The organism is Alkalibacterium indicireducens (assembly GCF_039522005.1).
GTDB lineage: Bacteria > Bacillota > Bacilli > Lactobacillales > Carnobacteriaceae_A > Alkalibacterium > Alkalibacterium indicireducens.
This window is the reverse complement of record NZ_BAAADA010000114.1, coordinates 12,200-28,108: the sequence shown is the minus strand read 5'-3', so window position 1 is coordinate 28,108 and position 15,909 is coordinate 12,200. Positions and strand designations below refer to the sequence as shown.

The following is a 15,909-nucleotide window of genomic DNA, read 5'->3' as shown; positions in this document are numbered from 1 at the left end:
TAAGTCATCCAACCCCATTATAAAGGACTTTTTTATGTCATGAAACAGTTAAATTTTTAATGCAACACTAGTGGTAATGTTTATTAAATGCAGATTTAGACGATTACCAAAATAGAGATTTCAATTCAGTTAACTAATATTGGAAGGAGCCAATTTTTAATGCAACACTATGGTTGGCTTTATTATTAAGGTAAAGTTCATCACTCTAATTTGGAAATAATTTTGTTTGATGAGTTTAGTTTTAGAGAACAAATATTCCCTTTTTTATGGTATACTTAAAGCGCCTACCAAACAAGTTGGTAGTAGATAATGTCTGAGTCCGTTTGCAAGCTTTATGCACTCTGGAAATGAATTAATTTGACTAGTCAGTATTGAACTGGCAAACTGTTGTACTAATATTGTCATCATCAGATTAATTACCACACTTTCATTGTTTAAAGTTGACGCTAACGCTCTCTGTACACTATAACATAGTTGTAAAGATCATGGTTGGCCTACATCTAAATGGGCAATAATTGTAGGCTTGTATGTCCGTTGTCAGAAAGGGAGTTATTAGTTGCCATGGCTAATCCTGGACTGACTAACTGAGGTGGAAAAAATAAATAAATATAAATTTTCTAGGAAAGATTATTCAATAAAAGGATATTTTCATTTTGATTATCCTGAACATATATCTAAAGTAGAAAGCTATGTCAAAAATCCTAATAAGATTGCATTACATAGCTTTTTTCCATTAATAGGTTATAAACAAGAGAGAGAAAAATATACAGTTAATATTTCAGAATATACTGATGGACGACCATATAAACCCGCTAGTCGCCCAATAAAATATGCGGGGCATTTAGATGGATACATTTATAAATACTATGCGAATCAATTAAATTGTTTTTACAATGAATGGGCTAGTGAAAATGGGATAGATGACAGCTCTATTGCCTACCGAGGAAATAAAAATGGGAAATCTAATATTGATTTTGCTGCTGAAGTGATTAATTATATTGCAAAACAAGAAGAAGCATATATTTTAGTCGGTGATTTTAAAGGGTATTTTGACTCTCTCAATCATCATCTTTTAAAGAAACGTATAAAAGAGGTTTTATTAACAGATTATTTAGCAAATGATTGGTATAATGTATTTAAATCTGTAACTAAATATGGATATATTGATAAAAATATAATCGAAGATTATTTTGGTATAGAAGCTTTTTTGAGACAACAAGGCTATAAAAAGTTTACATCAATTGATAAAAGTTTATCTGATTTTCGTATTTTGCATAAAATTAAGTCCAATGAATCAAAGAAAGGGATACCCCAAGGCGTGCCAATCAGTGCAGTGATGGCCAATGTTTATGCTATGAATTTTGATTGGAAAATTAATTCATTAGTAGAAAAATCCAATGGACTTTACCGAAGGTATTCAGATGATTTTATTATTGTTATACCTAAATCTTTAAAAGGGAACTCAGAAGAACAATTTCAAACAATAGTTGATACCGTATACCAGTTAGCTTCAGAAAATGAATTAATAATAGCGGAAGAAAAAACACATAAGTATAGGAAAATAAGCGAACAGATTTTTGAAATGAGTAAAAATACATCTTCTAAAACATGTAAAATCGATTATCTTGGTTTTGTATACGATGGAAAAACAGTAACTGTGCGTCAAAAAAGTATAGAGAGATTTTATACGAGAATGAGAAAATTTGTTAAATTAATGCAGCGAAAAAAGACATATAACAATAAGAATTGGAATAAGTCTGTAATGAAGAAAATACCACATAGAAATTATATATATGGTCTTTTTACAGATAGAGGCTTCAAGTTAGAAAATGGAAGTCAAAAAAGCAATTTTATAGAATATGTAAAAAGATCTCAGCGGACATTTGATAAAGTATCACCAAATACGGAAAATGCAATGCTAAATCAAATAAAAAACAGGAAGAAGAAACTAGAAAAGTTATTGGGCAAAAAAATTTATGTAAAACAAATTGATAATTAACTTTCTATCTACTTTTACTATAGAGAAAGCCAAATTGCAGATTTGAGGAGGGAAGATATGGTTGCAACATACAAAGTGGATAAAAAAGTTCTTGCTTGGGCGATTGAAAGTTCCAGTAATGATATTGTATCTCTCCAGAATAAATTCCCTAAAATAGAGATTTGGCTTAGTGAATCTTCTGAAATATCAATTGGCAATATACAAAAATTGAGTAAGATGTTAAATATTCCATTTGGCTATTTCTTTTTAAACGATATACCTCAGGAAGAAGTTTCTATCGCTAATTATCGCACAATTGATAATGAACGCTATCACGAATTAAGTCGAGATCTTTTAGAAACGATTTACGAGATGGAAAGAAAACAAGAATTTGTTAGACTAAGCCGAGTTAAAGATGGGTTTGATCCGTTACCTATTGTGGGTCGTTTTAATAAAAATACTGATTTTATGACAATAGCAAGTGATATTCGCGAAGTTCTAGGTTTATCTATTGATTGGAATCAAAAAGTAGACCGTCCTTATAATGTACTAACAGATTATTTAAATAAGGTTGGGATATTAGTTTTTAAAAATGGGATTGTTAAATCTAATACTCATCGTAATTTGAATCTTGAAGAGTTTAGGGCGTTTGTATTAATCGATGAGTACGCACCTTTAATTTTTATAAATGCAAAAGATAGTCAAACAGCCCAATTGTTTTCTTTGTGCCATGAACTTGCTCATATTTGGTTAGGAGTGCCAGAATTATTAAATACTTTTAATCAAGATTTCAATGAACAGATTGAAAACAAAGAATTAGAAAGACTGTGTAACCAAGTTGCTGCTGAAATATTATTGCCGAAAATACAAATCAAGAAGTTATTTAACAAAGATTATACAATTGATACTATTCAAACTGTTGCGCATTGTTTAGGCATTAGTCCACAAGTTGTTGCGATTAAACTAAGACAGGAAGAGTCTCTATCTTCTGAACAATTTGAACTAGTGTACAAAGAAGTTGTAAAATATGCCAATGAAAATCTTAATCATAAAAAAAAGAATGGAGATAGGGGAGGAAATTTTTATATAACAGCCTTAAGTAGATTAGATCATAGTTTTGTTAATTTAGTAAATAAAAAAACTTCTACTGGTGAGCTATTATATACTGACGCTTTTGATATGTTAAATATCAGTACTGGAGATACATTTGACAATCTCATAAATAAGATAGGGGTGAAACATGGTTAAGTACTTGTTTGATGCTAATACATTTATTGCACCCCATCGACTTTATTATTCCAATGATATCGCACCTAGCTTTTGGATATGGTTAGAGCAAAATTATGGCGACAATATATTTTTGATTGATAAAGTTAGAGATGAGTTGATAAACAATTCTGACTTTTTAGGAACTTGGGTAAGGAATGCTATTCATAATCACGATAATGTTTTATATACTAATTCTGATCAACATATAGTGGACAATTATGCTTCAATAATGCAATACATTACCACATGCGGCTTTTATAAACCGGCTAGTTACAATACTTGGGCTCAAGGTAATAAAGCTGATCCGTTCCTTATTTCTACCGCATTAAAATTCAATAATAATCGAGAAGAAGCTGTCATTGTTACTATGGAAAAGCGTCTGGGTGGATTAAATACTACGAATCCTACAAGTTCTGAACCTCGAATCCCAGATGTTGCAGATTACTATAATTTGCAGTGCATAGATGTGTTCGAATTTATGCGTCGATTAAATTCCAATTTGTAGGGTTTATTTAAAATATTGCCATCTATCTCAGGAGTTGTGAACACTACATGAGTGTATAGGACAGAATGAGCCATCTGTGCGACCTTCAGCAGCAGTGAGTTAACCTGTTATAAATGAGTTACAGACTCTTAGTTCTTAATAGACAAACTAAGTAGCCCTTGCTACTATAAGATTTTAATAAGGGCTATTTGTTTTGCTGCTGACTATCTTGCTCCAAGACAAATTAGTTTACAATTGCTCAGTTTCGTCTTTTTTAGATATAGATGTCTGATGATTATCATTTTAAAATTGTTTGAAATTCCAATCCAAATTATAGGGAAAAAGATGACTCCTTCAGAGTCATTTTTTTTTGCACATCCGCTAAATTTAGATAAAAAGTTGATTAAATATTCTTCCCTTCGATTCCATTTTTCTTCTAAACTTCTCCCAAACTTGTTCGATTCCATTTATTTCGGATTAGTTTCAGCTTTTTTGGCCTTTTGAATGAGAAAGCACTTCCGCCTATAGTAAGGGTGTACAAGGCCTTGTGCAAATAAAACAGAAGATCTTCAAGAAAAGGATCAATAATGAAAAGAAAATTAACAGAAGAGATGGAACATGATTTTTTCTTCGTTCATGAAAGTATCGTATATGGGGTGCTGAGAAAGTGCGGGATTCGCTTTAATCATCCGGACTACGATGACTATGTACAGATTGGATTATTGAAGCTGGTTGAGGCTTATGAGACATTTCCGGAAGATTTGTGTCAGGAAGCGTATTTCTATCAGTTTACCGGTTATGCCTTTCAGAAAATTCGTTGGGGAATTATTGATGAGATGAGAAAGGCGATCAAAAATGCGGAAAGAGAAACACTGATAGGTGAGGCGCTTGATCGTTCTGTGCCAGAAGAAGGTGTCGAATCGGATAGTGACTGGCTGGTCTGGGAGTTGATGCCGACGATGCTTAAATATTTGACGCCTAATGAGCAGCAGTACTTGAGAGATGCGGCAATCGATCAGCTGTCTATTACGGATATAGCGAAAAAACATAATGTCAGCCGGAAGACAGTGTATGAATGGAGAAAAAAGACCGCCATTAAACTGGCTCATTTTAAAGCAGTGCTGAAGAGTTAAATTCAAGGCTTATATTGATAAAGAGAGAAGGAAACTAGATGAGTAAGACAATTATTATTGATGCGGGACATGGCGGGACGGACCCGGGAGCAATCGGGTTTGGTGTGAATGAGAAAGACTGGACACTTGAAATAAGTTTATACCAGTATAAGCGGTTGAAAGCATTGGGTGCTCAAGTTGCGATTACAAGAAAGTCTGATGTGTCATTAGATCCCACTCAACGAATCGCTCGGATCAAAAATCAGTATGACGTCTGTGTATCGAACCACTGGAATGCGTTTAACGGTTCAGCACGGGGAGTAGAGACAATTCACTCTATCCATGCTAAGCCCGATTTTGCAAAAGACATAGCTGATTCACTAGTCAAAACAACGGGTCTTCCATTGCGCCGTGTATTCACTAGAGAAATTAGAAAAGGAACAGACTACTATTTCATGCACCGTTTAACAGGGAAAACAGAAACGGTCATCATCGAATATGGATTTATTGATAATGTAGTCGATCATCAAGTCTATACTCGCTCAGACATGTTTATCCAGGCAGCAGAAGCTGTGGTGGAATGTATTTGCAGAAAAATCGGTATTCAGTATGTGAAGCCGGACGGGTCAAAGAAGACAAGTCCTGACTCGAACGTTAAAGAGTCAAGTAAGCCAGCTCCTGATTATATTGGTAAAAGAGTGGAAAGCATACATGACGGACAACTGAGGTTTTACAATAAACCAAGTTGGGCTGATCAGGATGTGTTCGGGTATGTCACTAAGGGTCTGGGGTTTCCAACTATTTTAGAAAAAATTAAAGTTGGAAGAGGCGAACAATATAAAGTGAAGAATTCTGCCGGAAAGATTTTTTACATTACCGCTAGCTCAACCTATGTGCGACTAGTTTAAACAAAAAAGATAAACTCATATGAAAAACCGGTTTAAAGGTCAATAATCTAGATGAGAAGAAGCTTTTATTGCCAAAACAACTAAATTTGAGTAAAATAATAGTATAATATATACAAATAGTAATAAGGAGTGAGTAAATATGAGTATGAAAGAGAAGAAGCGTATTCAGATTCAAATAGATAAAGAAGTTGCCGAAGAAGTTGAACTGATTTTTGAGGAATTAGGATTAAATCAGACAACTGCAGTCAATGCATTTTATAAACAAGTACTAGCAAGTGGTGGCTTGCCCTTTGATCTAATGTTAACTAGGGAGCAAAAAGCAGCTATTCGTCTAAATCAAGCATCTAAACGCGCTCCATTAGAAAAGCTTGAGACAAGAGAAGAAGTCGAGGAGTGGTTTGCAAACGAAGAGTATGACTATGAATAACTATGATATTGTTACAGTATATGTGGCTTTTAGTAAAGGTGATGGGGGAAAATGAAGACCGATATTAGTTCTTGATTTTGATCGAGAGGGTATTGAATTCTACAGCTTAACTAGTAAATTTGCAAAAAAGTCGAAACGCATACAAAAGCAGTATTATAAAATTGAAGATTGGAAAGAAGCTGGTTTAGTCATTCCTTCCTGGATTGATATAGGGAAACGTATTTGGTTACCACTAAATGAAGTAGATAAAATTTCCAAAGTGGGTCAATTAACATTGAGAGATAAAGAAAAACTGGCAGATTTTCTGGAAAACTATTTTTCATAGGTAGTCTTCAAAATGTTACCTGAGATTTATAACATTTCGAATAAAAAAGAGGTGCTGACAGAAAGGTTTTACTCTTTCTGGCAGCACCTCTTTTTGGAAATCTAATGGATTTAAATGGATATTAATTGTTAAAATATTCACAAATGAAAGCAAAGGTTTAAAACTTACTACTTATTTCAGGCAACTGATAAGCTTTTCGTTCCAGCCAGTTAGGAACACAGTTCACTGATCTCAAATGAATAAAAATGTTTAGAAGGGTAAGAGCGAAGGTAACTGGATTAACTTGAGGTTAAGTAAATTAACAATAATCTCTATATTTTTAAGATTATTAAGGTATAATATTATTGAGTACTTTTTTTAACAAATAACTTTACTATTTACTTTGCTTTAATTAGGAGTAATAACAAATGGAAGTAAGAAATGTTTCGTCTTGGGAACAAAAAAATAACTTCCATTGTCAAATCAATCGCAACACTTTTATTAAAACAAGACATAGACCATTTAATTAGGAAGTGAACGGGCCACCCCCATGGGGGTGAAAAAAATTCGCTTCTTAATCGGTTTCGATCCGGGCTAGGTTGAGTCGCTTTTTAATTGTGCTATTTCTTGGTTATAACAGTCAACTGCCGATTCCAAATCCAAGACTTCTCTGATGCGTTTATTAATTCTATCAGCTGCTTCGATGATGGATTCTAAAGTAAACTGATGGAGGGAAAGCCCCTTAGGTATAAACTCTCGAAGTAATTTATTGAAGTTCTCATTTGACCCTCTTTCCCAGGAAGAATAAGCATGACAGAAATAGATGGACAAACGGTCAGTTTCAAGTTCAGATACTTTTGAAAACTCAGATCCATTATCAAACGTAATAGTCTTAAAGGCCTCTGGATTGGCGCTTAAAATACGTTTAAAAGCTGTTAGGACAGTTTCACTAGAGTAATCTCTAATTTTCATTGTGAGTGCATAACGCGTTTTTCTTTCTAGTAATGTGATGATTGCGGGTTCTTCTTTATTTTTTTGCCTTTGACTAAATCCGCTTCCCAATGACCAAATTCAATACGGTCTAAAACCTGTGGGGGACGATCAGAAATACTTTGTCCAAGCACTTTTTTATTTTGACCTTTAGGCTTACTCTTCTTGTTTTTACGAGGAGTTAAGCGATACATCACCGGCAAATCATGTGGTTTGATAGGCAATGCATTTTCCCTAATATAGCGGTAAACCGTTTTAAAGCAAGGAACTTTTTCTTTCGGGTTGTGTCGTGCATATTTCTTAACAAAGGTTTTAATGTTGTGAATACGGTTCTTACCTTTAAACCAGCCTTTATGGTGCGCTTTTTTTAGTTTATACCAAAACCGACCAGAGAAAGCTTTCAATCCTTTGGATTGACTGCGTTGCCTGTTTTGTAGATACTTTGTCTCCGAATAGTCAGCACGGTAAAGCACCACTTTTTTACCGTTAATAATTTGAGGGACTTTTCCGCGTTTGATTTCTCGATATATGGTGGATCGGTCACGTCCAAGTAGTCGAGCAATTTCAGCTTGTTTTTTGTCTTCGTTTAGCCATTTTTCAATTAACTCGCGCTCTTTAAATTTCAAATGTCCTTTGGTATTCTTTTTGTTAAAATGAGTGTGTGACATGAAGATTCGCTCCTATACTTTGTTGTGGTGACTTAAGTATACCGAATCTTCATGTCTTTTTTAATTGATGCGTTTCATTTTACAATACGCCAAAAAAAGTTGTAAGACTAAAAACCCATGTTTTGGGGAAATATAAAAAATAGAAGGTTGATTAATATGCAAAATAGAACATTATGCCTTTTATGGCAAAACCAACAGAGTAGACAATGGTACCATGTTGCTAATTTAACGCTGGAAGAAAATGACGATTATCGTTTTGCATATGAAAGCCAAAACAAAAAAAGAGGTTTAAAAGATGCCCTAGAAAATGGATATCATTTACATCCTTCTTTTCCGAGTGCAGTTAAAACGTACACTTCAGATAAGCTATTTAGCGCGTTTTCTAGAAGGTTACCAAATAAAGCGAGACCGGATTATGTGGAGCTTTTAAAAGCAAATAACTTGAGCGTTAAAAATGATGAGTTTGAAGTTTTAACTATGACTGGCGGGAAACTTATTTCAGATAACTATGAATTTGTTAAGCCGGTAGATTTTGATGGAAAAGATTTTAGCTTTGATTTTTATGTTCGTGGATGGCAACACTATAACGAAGATAAACGACAACTTAAAGATTTATCTGAAATTTCTTTTGAAACGGAAGAAGATAATGGTCAAGATCCTGATGCAATCATCGTGAAATATGCAGGGGAAACTATTGGTTATGTCCCTGCCTTTTATTCCGACTTTATGAAGACTGTTATTGAAAGTAATTCTAGATTTGAAGTTGTGAGCTTTGATTTTAACTCGCAGGCTTCTTCTCATAGGAAAGTAAACATCTTAGTTAAAGGACAAAAAGCTAATATACAAAAGACAGAACGAGAGACCAATCTATTGCTTACTGTTTAGCTATTCCTTTCTGGATTGAAATGGAGAAGCGGATTTGGTTACCACTGATGAAGTAAATAAAATTCCAAAGGAGGCCCTGAGAGAAAGAGTAACTTTCTGTTAGGGCCTTCTTTTTGAAAAATTACTGAATTTTCTAGGGTAGAAATTGTTCTGTTATTCACAAATAAAATCAGACTTTTAAAAGCTAACTACTTATTTCAGGCAGTTGAAAGAAAGCTCGTATCTCTTCCATATAGGGATTATCTTCACCATAGAGAGAAAAGATCAACTGCTGCGATTTAAAATAGGTTATGAATTCTAAATAATCAATGACCGTAAATTCAGGCAACTGATACGCTTTTCGTTCCAGCCATTTATTGACACTGTTCACTGGTCTATTGAACATTCGAATGAATCCGAGATGGGTCACTATCTTATCGATCAATTTCTTGTCTGAGTAATAGCATACTAGACATTTTTTCTGATTTTCGTCTTACATCCATTAGTAGGCATTCTGATATTGTGGTTGGTACCAATAGCCAATTCGTATATTTTTTTCGCACTGTTCATACAAAAAAAGCACCAACCGTAGCTGCTTCCAGCATTTAATACCGCAATTTATATTAGTGGATAATGAGATGTTTTGGAAGTAAAGATTTTAATTGGAGAGAATAAAAAAAGTCCCCCTCTTTAAATCAAAGATATACTCTATTCATGTATATCTATCCTTTTGTAGCTTTTACAAAAGCGTATCCTTTTTCTTCTAAGGATTTCAATCTGGGCTCAATTTTATCAACTACAAATTGGTAATCTATAAATTTGTCTGGATGTTCAAAATCTCGTTTGCTTAACCAAACAGTGTATTTTTTATCCGCAGGGATTGAATCAAAATCAACTATTCTTTTATTATCGATGATACCTTGTGCTGTCCAGAAAGAGAGGTACTGTTCATCAGGAAGGTCAGCGATAGCTTTCCAAGTAATCTTTGACCAATATTTAAATTTTCCCCAAATATCTTGTGACGAGATATATACATTCAATAAGAAATCTTTTCTATCCCAATGAAGAGAATCAGTGGAAGTGATATTAATATCTGGAAATAGTGTGCCTAAAGCATGAAAGTGAAGCTCGCTGTACTTTTCAAGTAAATAAATTTCTTGTGAAAAATCAAATTCATGTTTTTCTAGCAGTGTATGCCAAGATTGGTATATTTCTTTATGAATCTCCTCATCAGTTTTATTTGCTCTTTTTTCGGGAATTCCCCACGTGTTATTATCTATATATTGTTTGCGGGGCATTATTTCTTCATTTTTTTCAGTAAGAATATACCTAATTGTACTGCTTTCTTTATATTGTTTTACTAGTTCTAAAGTAGTACTTAGTATTCGATCTTTTTTCTCTTGAGAAAAATCTTGATAGTGTGATTGTAGATACTGGTAGAAATCTGTATCTATGTTAGACAATAGAGAGGTCTTTAAAGTACTATCTTTTTCAATTAAGCCTTCTAGTTCCTCTATTGTTGAATTTGAAGGTTGTTCATACAAGAAATATTCCTCTTTATTTTTTGTAAACGGATATGGATAACCCTTAGAATCTTTTCTCTGCATATCGTATAAAAGAGTATGGAGAAGTTTTTCTGGAGACCAATCAATAACTTTCTTATCTTCACCCTCTAGTTGCTTGGCAAATTCAAATGAAGAGTCATTTACTAAGATGTTGTAATAATTTGGATAGAACAGATAAACATAGATAACTAATAGTTGTTGAGTGGGTTGCACACGGTCAAGTTTTCTGCGAATAAAAAATTCATGATTTACATAATCGTTAAACTGCTCACGTTCACGTAAGTTCCGCTGTTCTCCTATTATCATTTTCTGGAATTTATCAGGAATAGGGGTCTTTAATTTAATTTTTAACTCACTGAAGTATTCCTTCCAAATATTGTTTGGATGTAAGTTATAAGGCAGTTCAATTTTCTGATTAATAATTTTTTGAAGAAACTTACTATTATTTCTTGCTAGTTGATTGTAATCACCTACGAAAACAATAGGAATCTTATTCTCAAGAAGGTTAAACAGCACATATATTTGCTCCTGTGTTTTTAAATCGATTCTATCAAAATCGTCTATAATTAATAATCTTTTCTTAAATGGAAAAATTTTGAGTATCTGAATATAAAATGCATCAGATTTCACTTTGAAGAAACTGCATACTGCAACAAAAAGAGCAATCCCACCAGTGATTTGTGCTCCCAGTGTATCAGTAATTTGAGATATACCTAAATCCACAACACCAGTCATCAAGATTGAAATAATAACTGATAATACTGTAACTATTTTTAATCCCCAGTATATTTTTGGCATTAATTTAGCAGAGGCAATTGTGACAACTGTTCGTTCATCTTGGACTCTCCATAAATCTAAAAAAGTAAACCATTTTTTTGAATACTGTCTTGTGTCACTTAAAAATTCAGTTTTTCCTGACCCCCATTGCCCATTAAGAAAATATGTTTTATTTTTTTCTAACAGTTCAGCAAAATCTTTTGCTGCTGTTTCTGTATTAACCTTTGTAAGTTCTAGAAATTTTTCCTGTGACTCTTTAGTTTGTTCAATCAATTAAAATATGCTCCTTTCAAAAGTATTCAGTTATTTTATTTACGACGTACAGCTTTTATATTAAGTCGTGATCTTTTTAATTTAGCACCTTTAATATTTTGCTATTTGATTTTATTTAACTGAAAGAACTTCGTCTAATAATGTCCTTGTAGTTTCAATCGCTTCATCAAAACTGGTATCTTTTGCATAGCTATGCTGCTTTTGATATTTAGACCAAAGCTGTTTTTGAAAATCAGAAGTCTTGATTTCGTCAAGAATTAGGCCATAATCCGAAAATTCAAATACTGATTGGCGTTTAGCTTTAGTATTTTCTAGTGCCTGCTTTAGTGTAGGCATGTCAATTCGTTCAGCTTTTAGTCTTGATAAGATGTAAACGTCATAGGAATCACGAGGTCTGGTTGTAGCAATCCCTCGAGATAGTATTGTTTCTAACTTTTCAGCAAGGATCGTTTCAACTGGATAGGATAACAGATCAATTCTTTCATCACTGAATATTTTGCGGAAATTAAAATTAACCTCTTTTGGTGTGATCACATCACCAGTAGTTACATCAATAATCACGACTTCATGGATTTTTTCAAAGTCAGCTATCAACTTTAGTCTATACCCAGGATAATCATCTGTTTCTCTGATTTCTTCTACACCTTCAAAAGTCAGTGTGAAGGATTCCTCTGTTGAAACGCTCACGATTACTTTTGCAATTGATGCAAGATTTTCAGGTGTAAGCCCAAATCCTTTGATGGTTATATCTAAGTCCATCGTAGCTCTCAAATCAAGGCCTACGATACCTCCAATCAAATAGCCACCTTTAACAATGAAGTTATCTCTGTAGTCTGATTTAGCCAGTTTCGTAAAAAAACTTCAATCAGATAACTTTGCTGAATCTGCTGAGTTGTAATACCTTTATCCTTAGCAACTTGTTTAATCTTACCTTTAAAGCTCATCGCATTTTTGAAAATCATAGCAATACTCCCATATAATTTCTTATTTGTTTCTCTACACCAAACTGTCTAGCATAGCGAAATAGTTTATTGACATCTTTTTTATCATAAGCTGCATACTGTTTTAATGCTGGAATAAGCTGCTCATAATCTGCCTCATATCGCGGTTTCAATAAATCTACTAATGTTCTCTCTATACTATAAACCCTGATCGTTAGACCATTTCTAACTATGGTAGTTCTCCCTAGTAAAAAATCATTAGATATCATTACTGGTCTTACACCTTCATTTTTAATTCTTGTTGTTGAGTTCCCGTGTTCAAATGTCATTGTAATCTGGATTGGAGTCCTATCGGAAAATCCTAATAGATACAAAGCTGTTTCGTGAGAAAAAATACCGTTTTTGAATTTTTGCCCAAGCAAGAAAAAGTCATCAGCGTATCCATTTTTCGTTACATATATGCCACGTTGAATAGGCTCAAGTAGCCCATCACAAACAAGGCTTTTTATGGTTGACCTTGAAAAGCCTTGTTCTGTTACTTGTTTTGACAGTAAAATACCATTATTTTCATCTGCAAGTTTCAATAATTTATCTTTTTGACTCATTTAAATTACCAACTTTCATGCTACATAGTCTTAATAATTGTAGCGTATTTGTTCAGTAAAATCAATCATACAGCAAACAAAAATACTACAAATATAAGCGTTATGTATTATTTTTATTTAATTTATATTTTTCGATATAGTAAAAAAGAAGGTAGTTTCAACTTTGTAAGGATCACACTACTCTAAACGCTACCTTGGTCCTATATTAAACAAACAATTTCATCTCAACTGCGGTAATGTTTTCAAATAATTGTCAAATTAACATATTACTGGACTCTTGAGCAGTTTTAGCCAAGGCAAATATTCCAAAATATTTACCATTTAGTTGTAGTAAATATTTTTGAGATACTTTGGTTTTAATAGATTAAACTTGCGTAAAACCATTCTATAAACAAACGCTTACTAATATATTTTTTGAATGCAAGACACACATTTTTTATTTATTATATATGTATTCGTATATGCGAAGTCCTACGTGATTTTCCGTTTCCGGAAATAAAAAATAGAAATCATTTTATCAGTATATAAGATAAAAGAACGAAGTTGAAAATTTGAAACATTGGTTTAATAGGTTTTTTAGTACAAGATAGAGATACAAAACACGAAAAATATGGTAAGGATAAGGTAGGGTGTTCAATGTGATAGAAATGATCCAAGTAAAAAAATAGCACATTCGCATTTTGGCAAATAAAGTAATTCATCAAAATGAGAACGTGCTTTAATTAAAACTGGTATACCCATAGTGGTGTTATGTATGAATGCCATTTATACTTATTTTTCCAATTAGTCGCGGGGACAATTTGAGGACGTTTATATAAAATTCTATGATGTTTCATGACAATCTTAAATTCATAAACCTTGATTTTAAGCTATTTGACACCTTTTGATAGCCTATGATAATGCTAAAACGACGAGCCGTATCACAAGTTATTTCCCGAACTATACCAGTCAGAAGTTTTATACACACTTCCTGATTGAATATTGCGTGTAGCATTATAAGCCCCCTAAGTGAATTATAGAGCCGGTGAGTGTGGGACATGGAGAGATTCAATGCGGATAACTGAACTATTCAAAAAAAGTGTCCACAAAAAAAGTCCAGATAATTTTGAAAAGTATTTTCTTTCGTTTCAATAGCTATATTTAAGGAATAAACCTATACTATGGTTATGCCTAAAAATGTGCTAATTAGATTACGGGGAAGATACTTTTTTTGATTTATGGAGAGACTTTGATAAAAAGAGGCAGTAAATAACTAAATACCGTTAAAAAACGCAGTTAGGTATAATGACAACATTAAGTTTAGTTTTTAAATAATTGGCCAAAGAAAGAAGAATGTGTAATGGCTACAAATAATCAATCGCAAGCTAGCAAACTAATCACTATTTTAATACCTGCTTATAATGAACAGGATGTACTTGGTCAGCTGATCAGTCGTTTAGAAGACGTTCGAGTGTCAAATGTCCTCTATGATTTTGAATTTTTGTTTGTGAATGATGGCAGTGATGACGAGACTATTCAACTATTACAAAAGTATAGTGAACGTACTCCTTATATCAGATACATAGATTTATCGAGAAATTTTGGTAAGGAAATTGCTATGCTTGCTGGATTTGATTATGCAAAAGGAGAGGCTGTTGTGATACTTGATGCGGATTTGCAGCAGCCACCTGAACTCATTGGTGAAATGATAGAGTGGTGGGAAAAAGGATACGAAGACATTTATGCGGTTCGAGCCAAACGAGATGGCGAAAGCCGTTTAAAGAAATGGACGTCAAACGCTTATTTCAATGTGCTGCAGAAAATATCAAGTGAAGAGGTATATCCTCTTGCTGGAGATTTCCGCTTGCTTGATAGAAAGTGTGTGAAAGCATTACAGGAACTGAGAGAAACAGAACGCTACACCAAAGGGATGTATGGATGGATTGGGTTCAAAAAAAAAGGAACTGACCTATTATGCGGATAGTCGCGCTGCAGGAGAAACTAAATGGAGCTGGGCACAATTATTCAAGCTGGCGCTGAATGGCATTACGTCGTACAGTACGGCACCTTTAAGAATATGGTCTTATATTGGATTCATTATCTCTTTATTTGCCTTTCTTTTTCTGGCATATGAAATAGGCGTGACGCTTTTATTCGGAACGGATGTCAGTGGGTATCCGACTTTGATCGCCTCAATTTTATTTCTGGGAGGAATCCAGCTGATTTCTTTAGGCTTCATCGGTGAATATCTGGGCCGGGTGTTTGTAGAAACTAAGGGAAGACCGCCTTATTTTGTTAGAGAGATGTCAAATCATGAAAAAGAAAGTTAAAGGGTACTTTTCAATGAGTAGAATAAAAACGGTGTACTTAAATTATCAGGAAATAATTGATTACATTCTATTTGGCCTGCTGACAACTGCAGTGAATATAGGGGCCTTCTTTTTATTTGATACCGTATTAGGTATTTCATATCTCATAGCCAATGCTATTTCAATTATCGCTGCGATCCTGTTTGCATTTTTTACAAATAAAAAATATGTTTTCAAATATAGATCAACTACAGTTAAAGCAGCCTTTAAGGCATTCTATTTATTTGTAGGGTTAAGACTGATTTCTGGTGTATTTGATATGCTAAGCATGTGGATACTTGTTGATTTTATGGGCATGGGAACGAATCTGTCTAAAATCCTGACGCAGTTCATTATCGTCAGTTTAAATTATATATTTAGTAAGCTTTATATTTTCAAACGAAAAGAGTGACTGAG

General features: G+C 33.5%; 15 protein-coding genes and 1 pseudogene. 10 read left to right on the top strand and 6 right to left on the bottom strand.

The features are described 5' to 3' along the window. Positions 1–589: 589 nt before the first annotated feature. The 6 genes from ABFX15_RS07125 to ABFX15_RS07100 all read left to right on the top strand — a co-directional run bounded on the left by ABFX15_RS07125 (position 590) and on the right by ABFX15_RS07100 (position 6,178). Complete coding sequence (locus ABFX15_RS07125) at positions 590–1,999, top strand: reverse transcriptase domain-containing protein (RefSeq protein WP_346024772.1); 1,410 nt, start codon at positions 590–592, stop codon at positions 1,997–1,999. A 57-nt stretch (positions 2,000–2,056) separates the two neighbouring features. Then, complete coding sequence (locus ABFX15_RS07120) at positions 2,057–3,226, top strand: ImmA/IrrE family metallo-endopeptidase (RefSeq protein WP_346024771.1); 1,170 nt, start codon at positions 2,057–2,059, stop codon at positions 3,224–3,226. Beyond that, positions 3,219–3,752, top strand: coding sequence for a DUF4411 family protein (locus tag ABFX15_RS07115; protein ID WP_346024770.1), 534 nt, complete (start codon positions 3,219–3,221; stop codon positions 3,750–3,752). Before ABFX15_RS07120 ends, ABFX15_RS07115 begins: the two co-directional genes overlap by 8 nt. A 566-nt stretch (positions 3,753–4,318) precedes the next feature. After that, positions 4,319–4,864 carry a sigma-70 family RNA polymerase sigma factor gene (locus ABFX15_RS07110; protein ID WP_346024769.1) on the top strand — a complete coding sequence of 182 codons (546 nt, stop codon included), beginning with the start codon at positions 4,319–4,321 and terminating at the stop codon, positions 4,862–4,864. Between the two features lie 38 nt (positions 4,865–4,902). Next, a complete protein-coding gene (locus ABFX15_RS07105; protein ID WP_346024768.1) occupies positions 4,903–5,751 on the top strand; it encodes an N-acetylmuramoyl-L-alanine amidase family protein in 849 nt (282 codons plus the stop codon). A gap of 139 nt (positions 5,752–5,890) precedes the next feature. Beyond that, positions 5,891–6,178 (top strand): type II toxin-antitoxin system RelB/DinJ family antitoxin, encoded by a 288-nt coding sequence (locus ABFX15_RS07100; protein ID WP_346024767.1) that lies wholly within the window; start codon positions 5,891–5,893, stop codon positions 6,176–6,178. An 898-nt stretch (positions 6,179–7,076) separates the two neighbouring features. Here the strand turns inward: ABFX15_RS07100 and ABFX15_RS12190 are convergent. Then, a pseudogene (locus tag ABFX15_RS12190) lies at positions 7,077–8,140 on the bottom strand (IS30 family transposase). Positions 8,141–8,296: 156 nt separating this feature from the next. Between ABFX15_RS12190 and ABFX15_RS07085 the strand changes: the two are divergent. Further along, positions 8,297–9,025, top strand: coding sequence for an HIRAN domain-containing protein (locus tag ABFX15_RS07085; protein WP_346024764.1), 729 nt, complete (start codon positions 8,297–8,299; stop codon positions 9,023–9,025). A gap of 184 nt (positions 9,026–9,209) precedes the next feature. Here ABFX15_RS07085 and ABFX15_RS07080 read toward each other — a convergent pair whose 3' ends face one another. The 5 genes from ABFX15_RS07080 to ABFX15_RS07060 form a co-directional block, all read right to left on the bottom strand. Next, entirely contained in the window at positions 9,210–9,449 is a 240-nt protein-coding gene (locus ABFX15_RS07080) for a hypothetical protein (RefSeq protein ID WP_346024763.1), read from the bottom strand. 277 nt (positions 9,450–9,726) lie between these two features. After that, on the bottom strand, positions 9,727–11,619 hold the full coding sequence (locus tag ABFX15_RS07075) for a P-loop NTPase fold protein (protein WP_346024762.1): 1,893 nt from the start codon (positions 11,617–11,619) through the stop codon (positions 9,727–9,729). 111 nt (positions 11,620–11,730) lie between these two features. Further along, positions 11,731–12,417 carry a nucleotidyl transferase AbiEii/AbiGii toxin family protein gene (locus tag ABFX15_RS07070; RefSeq protein WP_346024761.1) on the bottom strand — a complete coding sequence of 229 codons (687 nt, stop codon included), beginning with the start codon at positions 12,415–12,417 and terminating at the stop codon, positions 11,731–11,733. Then, a complete protein-coding gene (locus ABFX15_RS07065) occupies positions 12,414–12,581 on the bottom strand; it encodes a hypothetical protein (RefSeq protein WP_346024760.1) in 168 nt (55 codons plus the stop codon). Before ABFX15_RS07065 ends, ABFX15_RS07070 begins: the two co-directional genes overlap by 4 nt. Next, positions 12,578–13,165 carry a type IV toxin-antitoxin system AbiEi family antitoxin domain-containing protein gene (locus tag ABFX15_RS07060; RefSeq protein WP_346024759.1) on the bottom strand — a complete coding sequence of 196 codons (588 nt, stop codon included), beginning with the start codon at positions 13,163–13,165 and terminating at the stop codon, positions 12,578–12,580. Before ABFX15_RS07060 ends, ABFX15_RS07065 begins: the two co-directional genes overlap by 4 nt. Before the next feature lie 1,339 nt (positions 13,166–14,504). On the opposite strand from ABFX15_RS07060, the gene ABFX15_RS07055 reads away from it, so the two are divergent. From ABFX15_RS07055 to ABFX15_RS07045, 3 genes are read left to right on the top strand one after another with little or no spacing between them, the layout of a single operon-like run. After that, positions 14,505–15,128, top strand: a complete 624-nt coding sequence (locus ABFX15_RS07055) for a glycosyltransferase family 2 protein (RefSeq protein ID WP_346024758.1) — start codon at positions 14,505–14,507, stop codon at positions 15,126–15,128. Next, a complete protein-coding gene (locus tag ABFX15_RS07050) occupies positions 15,088–15,474 on the top strand; it encodes a hypothetical protein (RefSeq protein WP_346024757.1) in 387 nt (128 codons plus the stop codon). Before ABFX15_RS07055 ends, ABFX15_RS07050 begins: the two co-directional genes overlap by 41 nt. After that, entirely contained in the window at positions 15,458–15,904 is a 447-nt protein-coding gene (locus ABFX15_RS07045) for a GtrA family protein (protein ID WP_346024756.1), read from the top strand. Before ABFX15_RS07050 ends, ABFX15_RS07045 begins: the two co-directional genes overlap by 17 nt. Positions 15,905–15,909: the final 5 nt, after the last annotated feature.

Bases quoted from the DNA above. Each gene is read 5' to 3' on its own strand.
- ABFX15_RS07120 (WP_346024771.1), top strand. From the start codon at position 2,057: ATGGTTGCAACATACAAAGTGGATAAAAAAGTTCTTGCTTGGGCGATT.
- ABFX15_RS07115 (WP_346024770.1), top strand. From the start codon at position 3,219: ATGGTTAAGTACTTGTTTGATGCTAATACATTTATTGCACCCCATCGA.
- ABFX15_RS07110 (WP_346024769.1), top strand. From the start codon at position 4,319: ATGAAAAGAAAATTAACAGAAGAGATGGAACATGATTTTTTCTTCGTT.
- ABFX15_RS07105 (WP_346024768.1), top strand. From the start codon at position 4,903: ATGAGTAAGACAATTATTATTGATGCGGGACATGGCGGGACGGACCCG.
- ABFX15_RS07100 (WP_346024767.1), top strand. From the start codon at position 5,891: ATGAGTATGAAAGAGAAGAAGCGTATTCAGATTCAAATAGATAAAGAA.
- ABFX15_RS07085 (WP_346024764.1), top strand. From the start codon at position 8,297: ATGCAAAATAGAACATTATGCCTTTTATGGCAAAACCAACAGAGTAGA.
- ABFX15_RS07065 (WP_346024760.1), bottom strand. From the start codon at position 12,581: ATGATTTTCAAAAATGCGATGAGCTTTAAAGGTAAGATTAAACAAGTT.
- ABFX15_RS07060 (WP_346024759.1), bottom strand. From the start codon at position 13,165: ATGAGTCAAAAAGATAAATTATTGAAACTTGCAGATGAAAATAATGGT.
- ABFX15_RS07055 (WP_346024758.1), top strand. From the start codon at position 14,505: ATGGCTACAAATAATCAATCGCAAGCTAGCAAACTAATCACTATTTTA.
- ABFX15_RS07045 (WP_346024756.1), top strand. From the start codon at position 15,458: ATGAAAAAGAAAGTTAAAGGGTACTTTTCAATGAGTAGAATAAAAACG.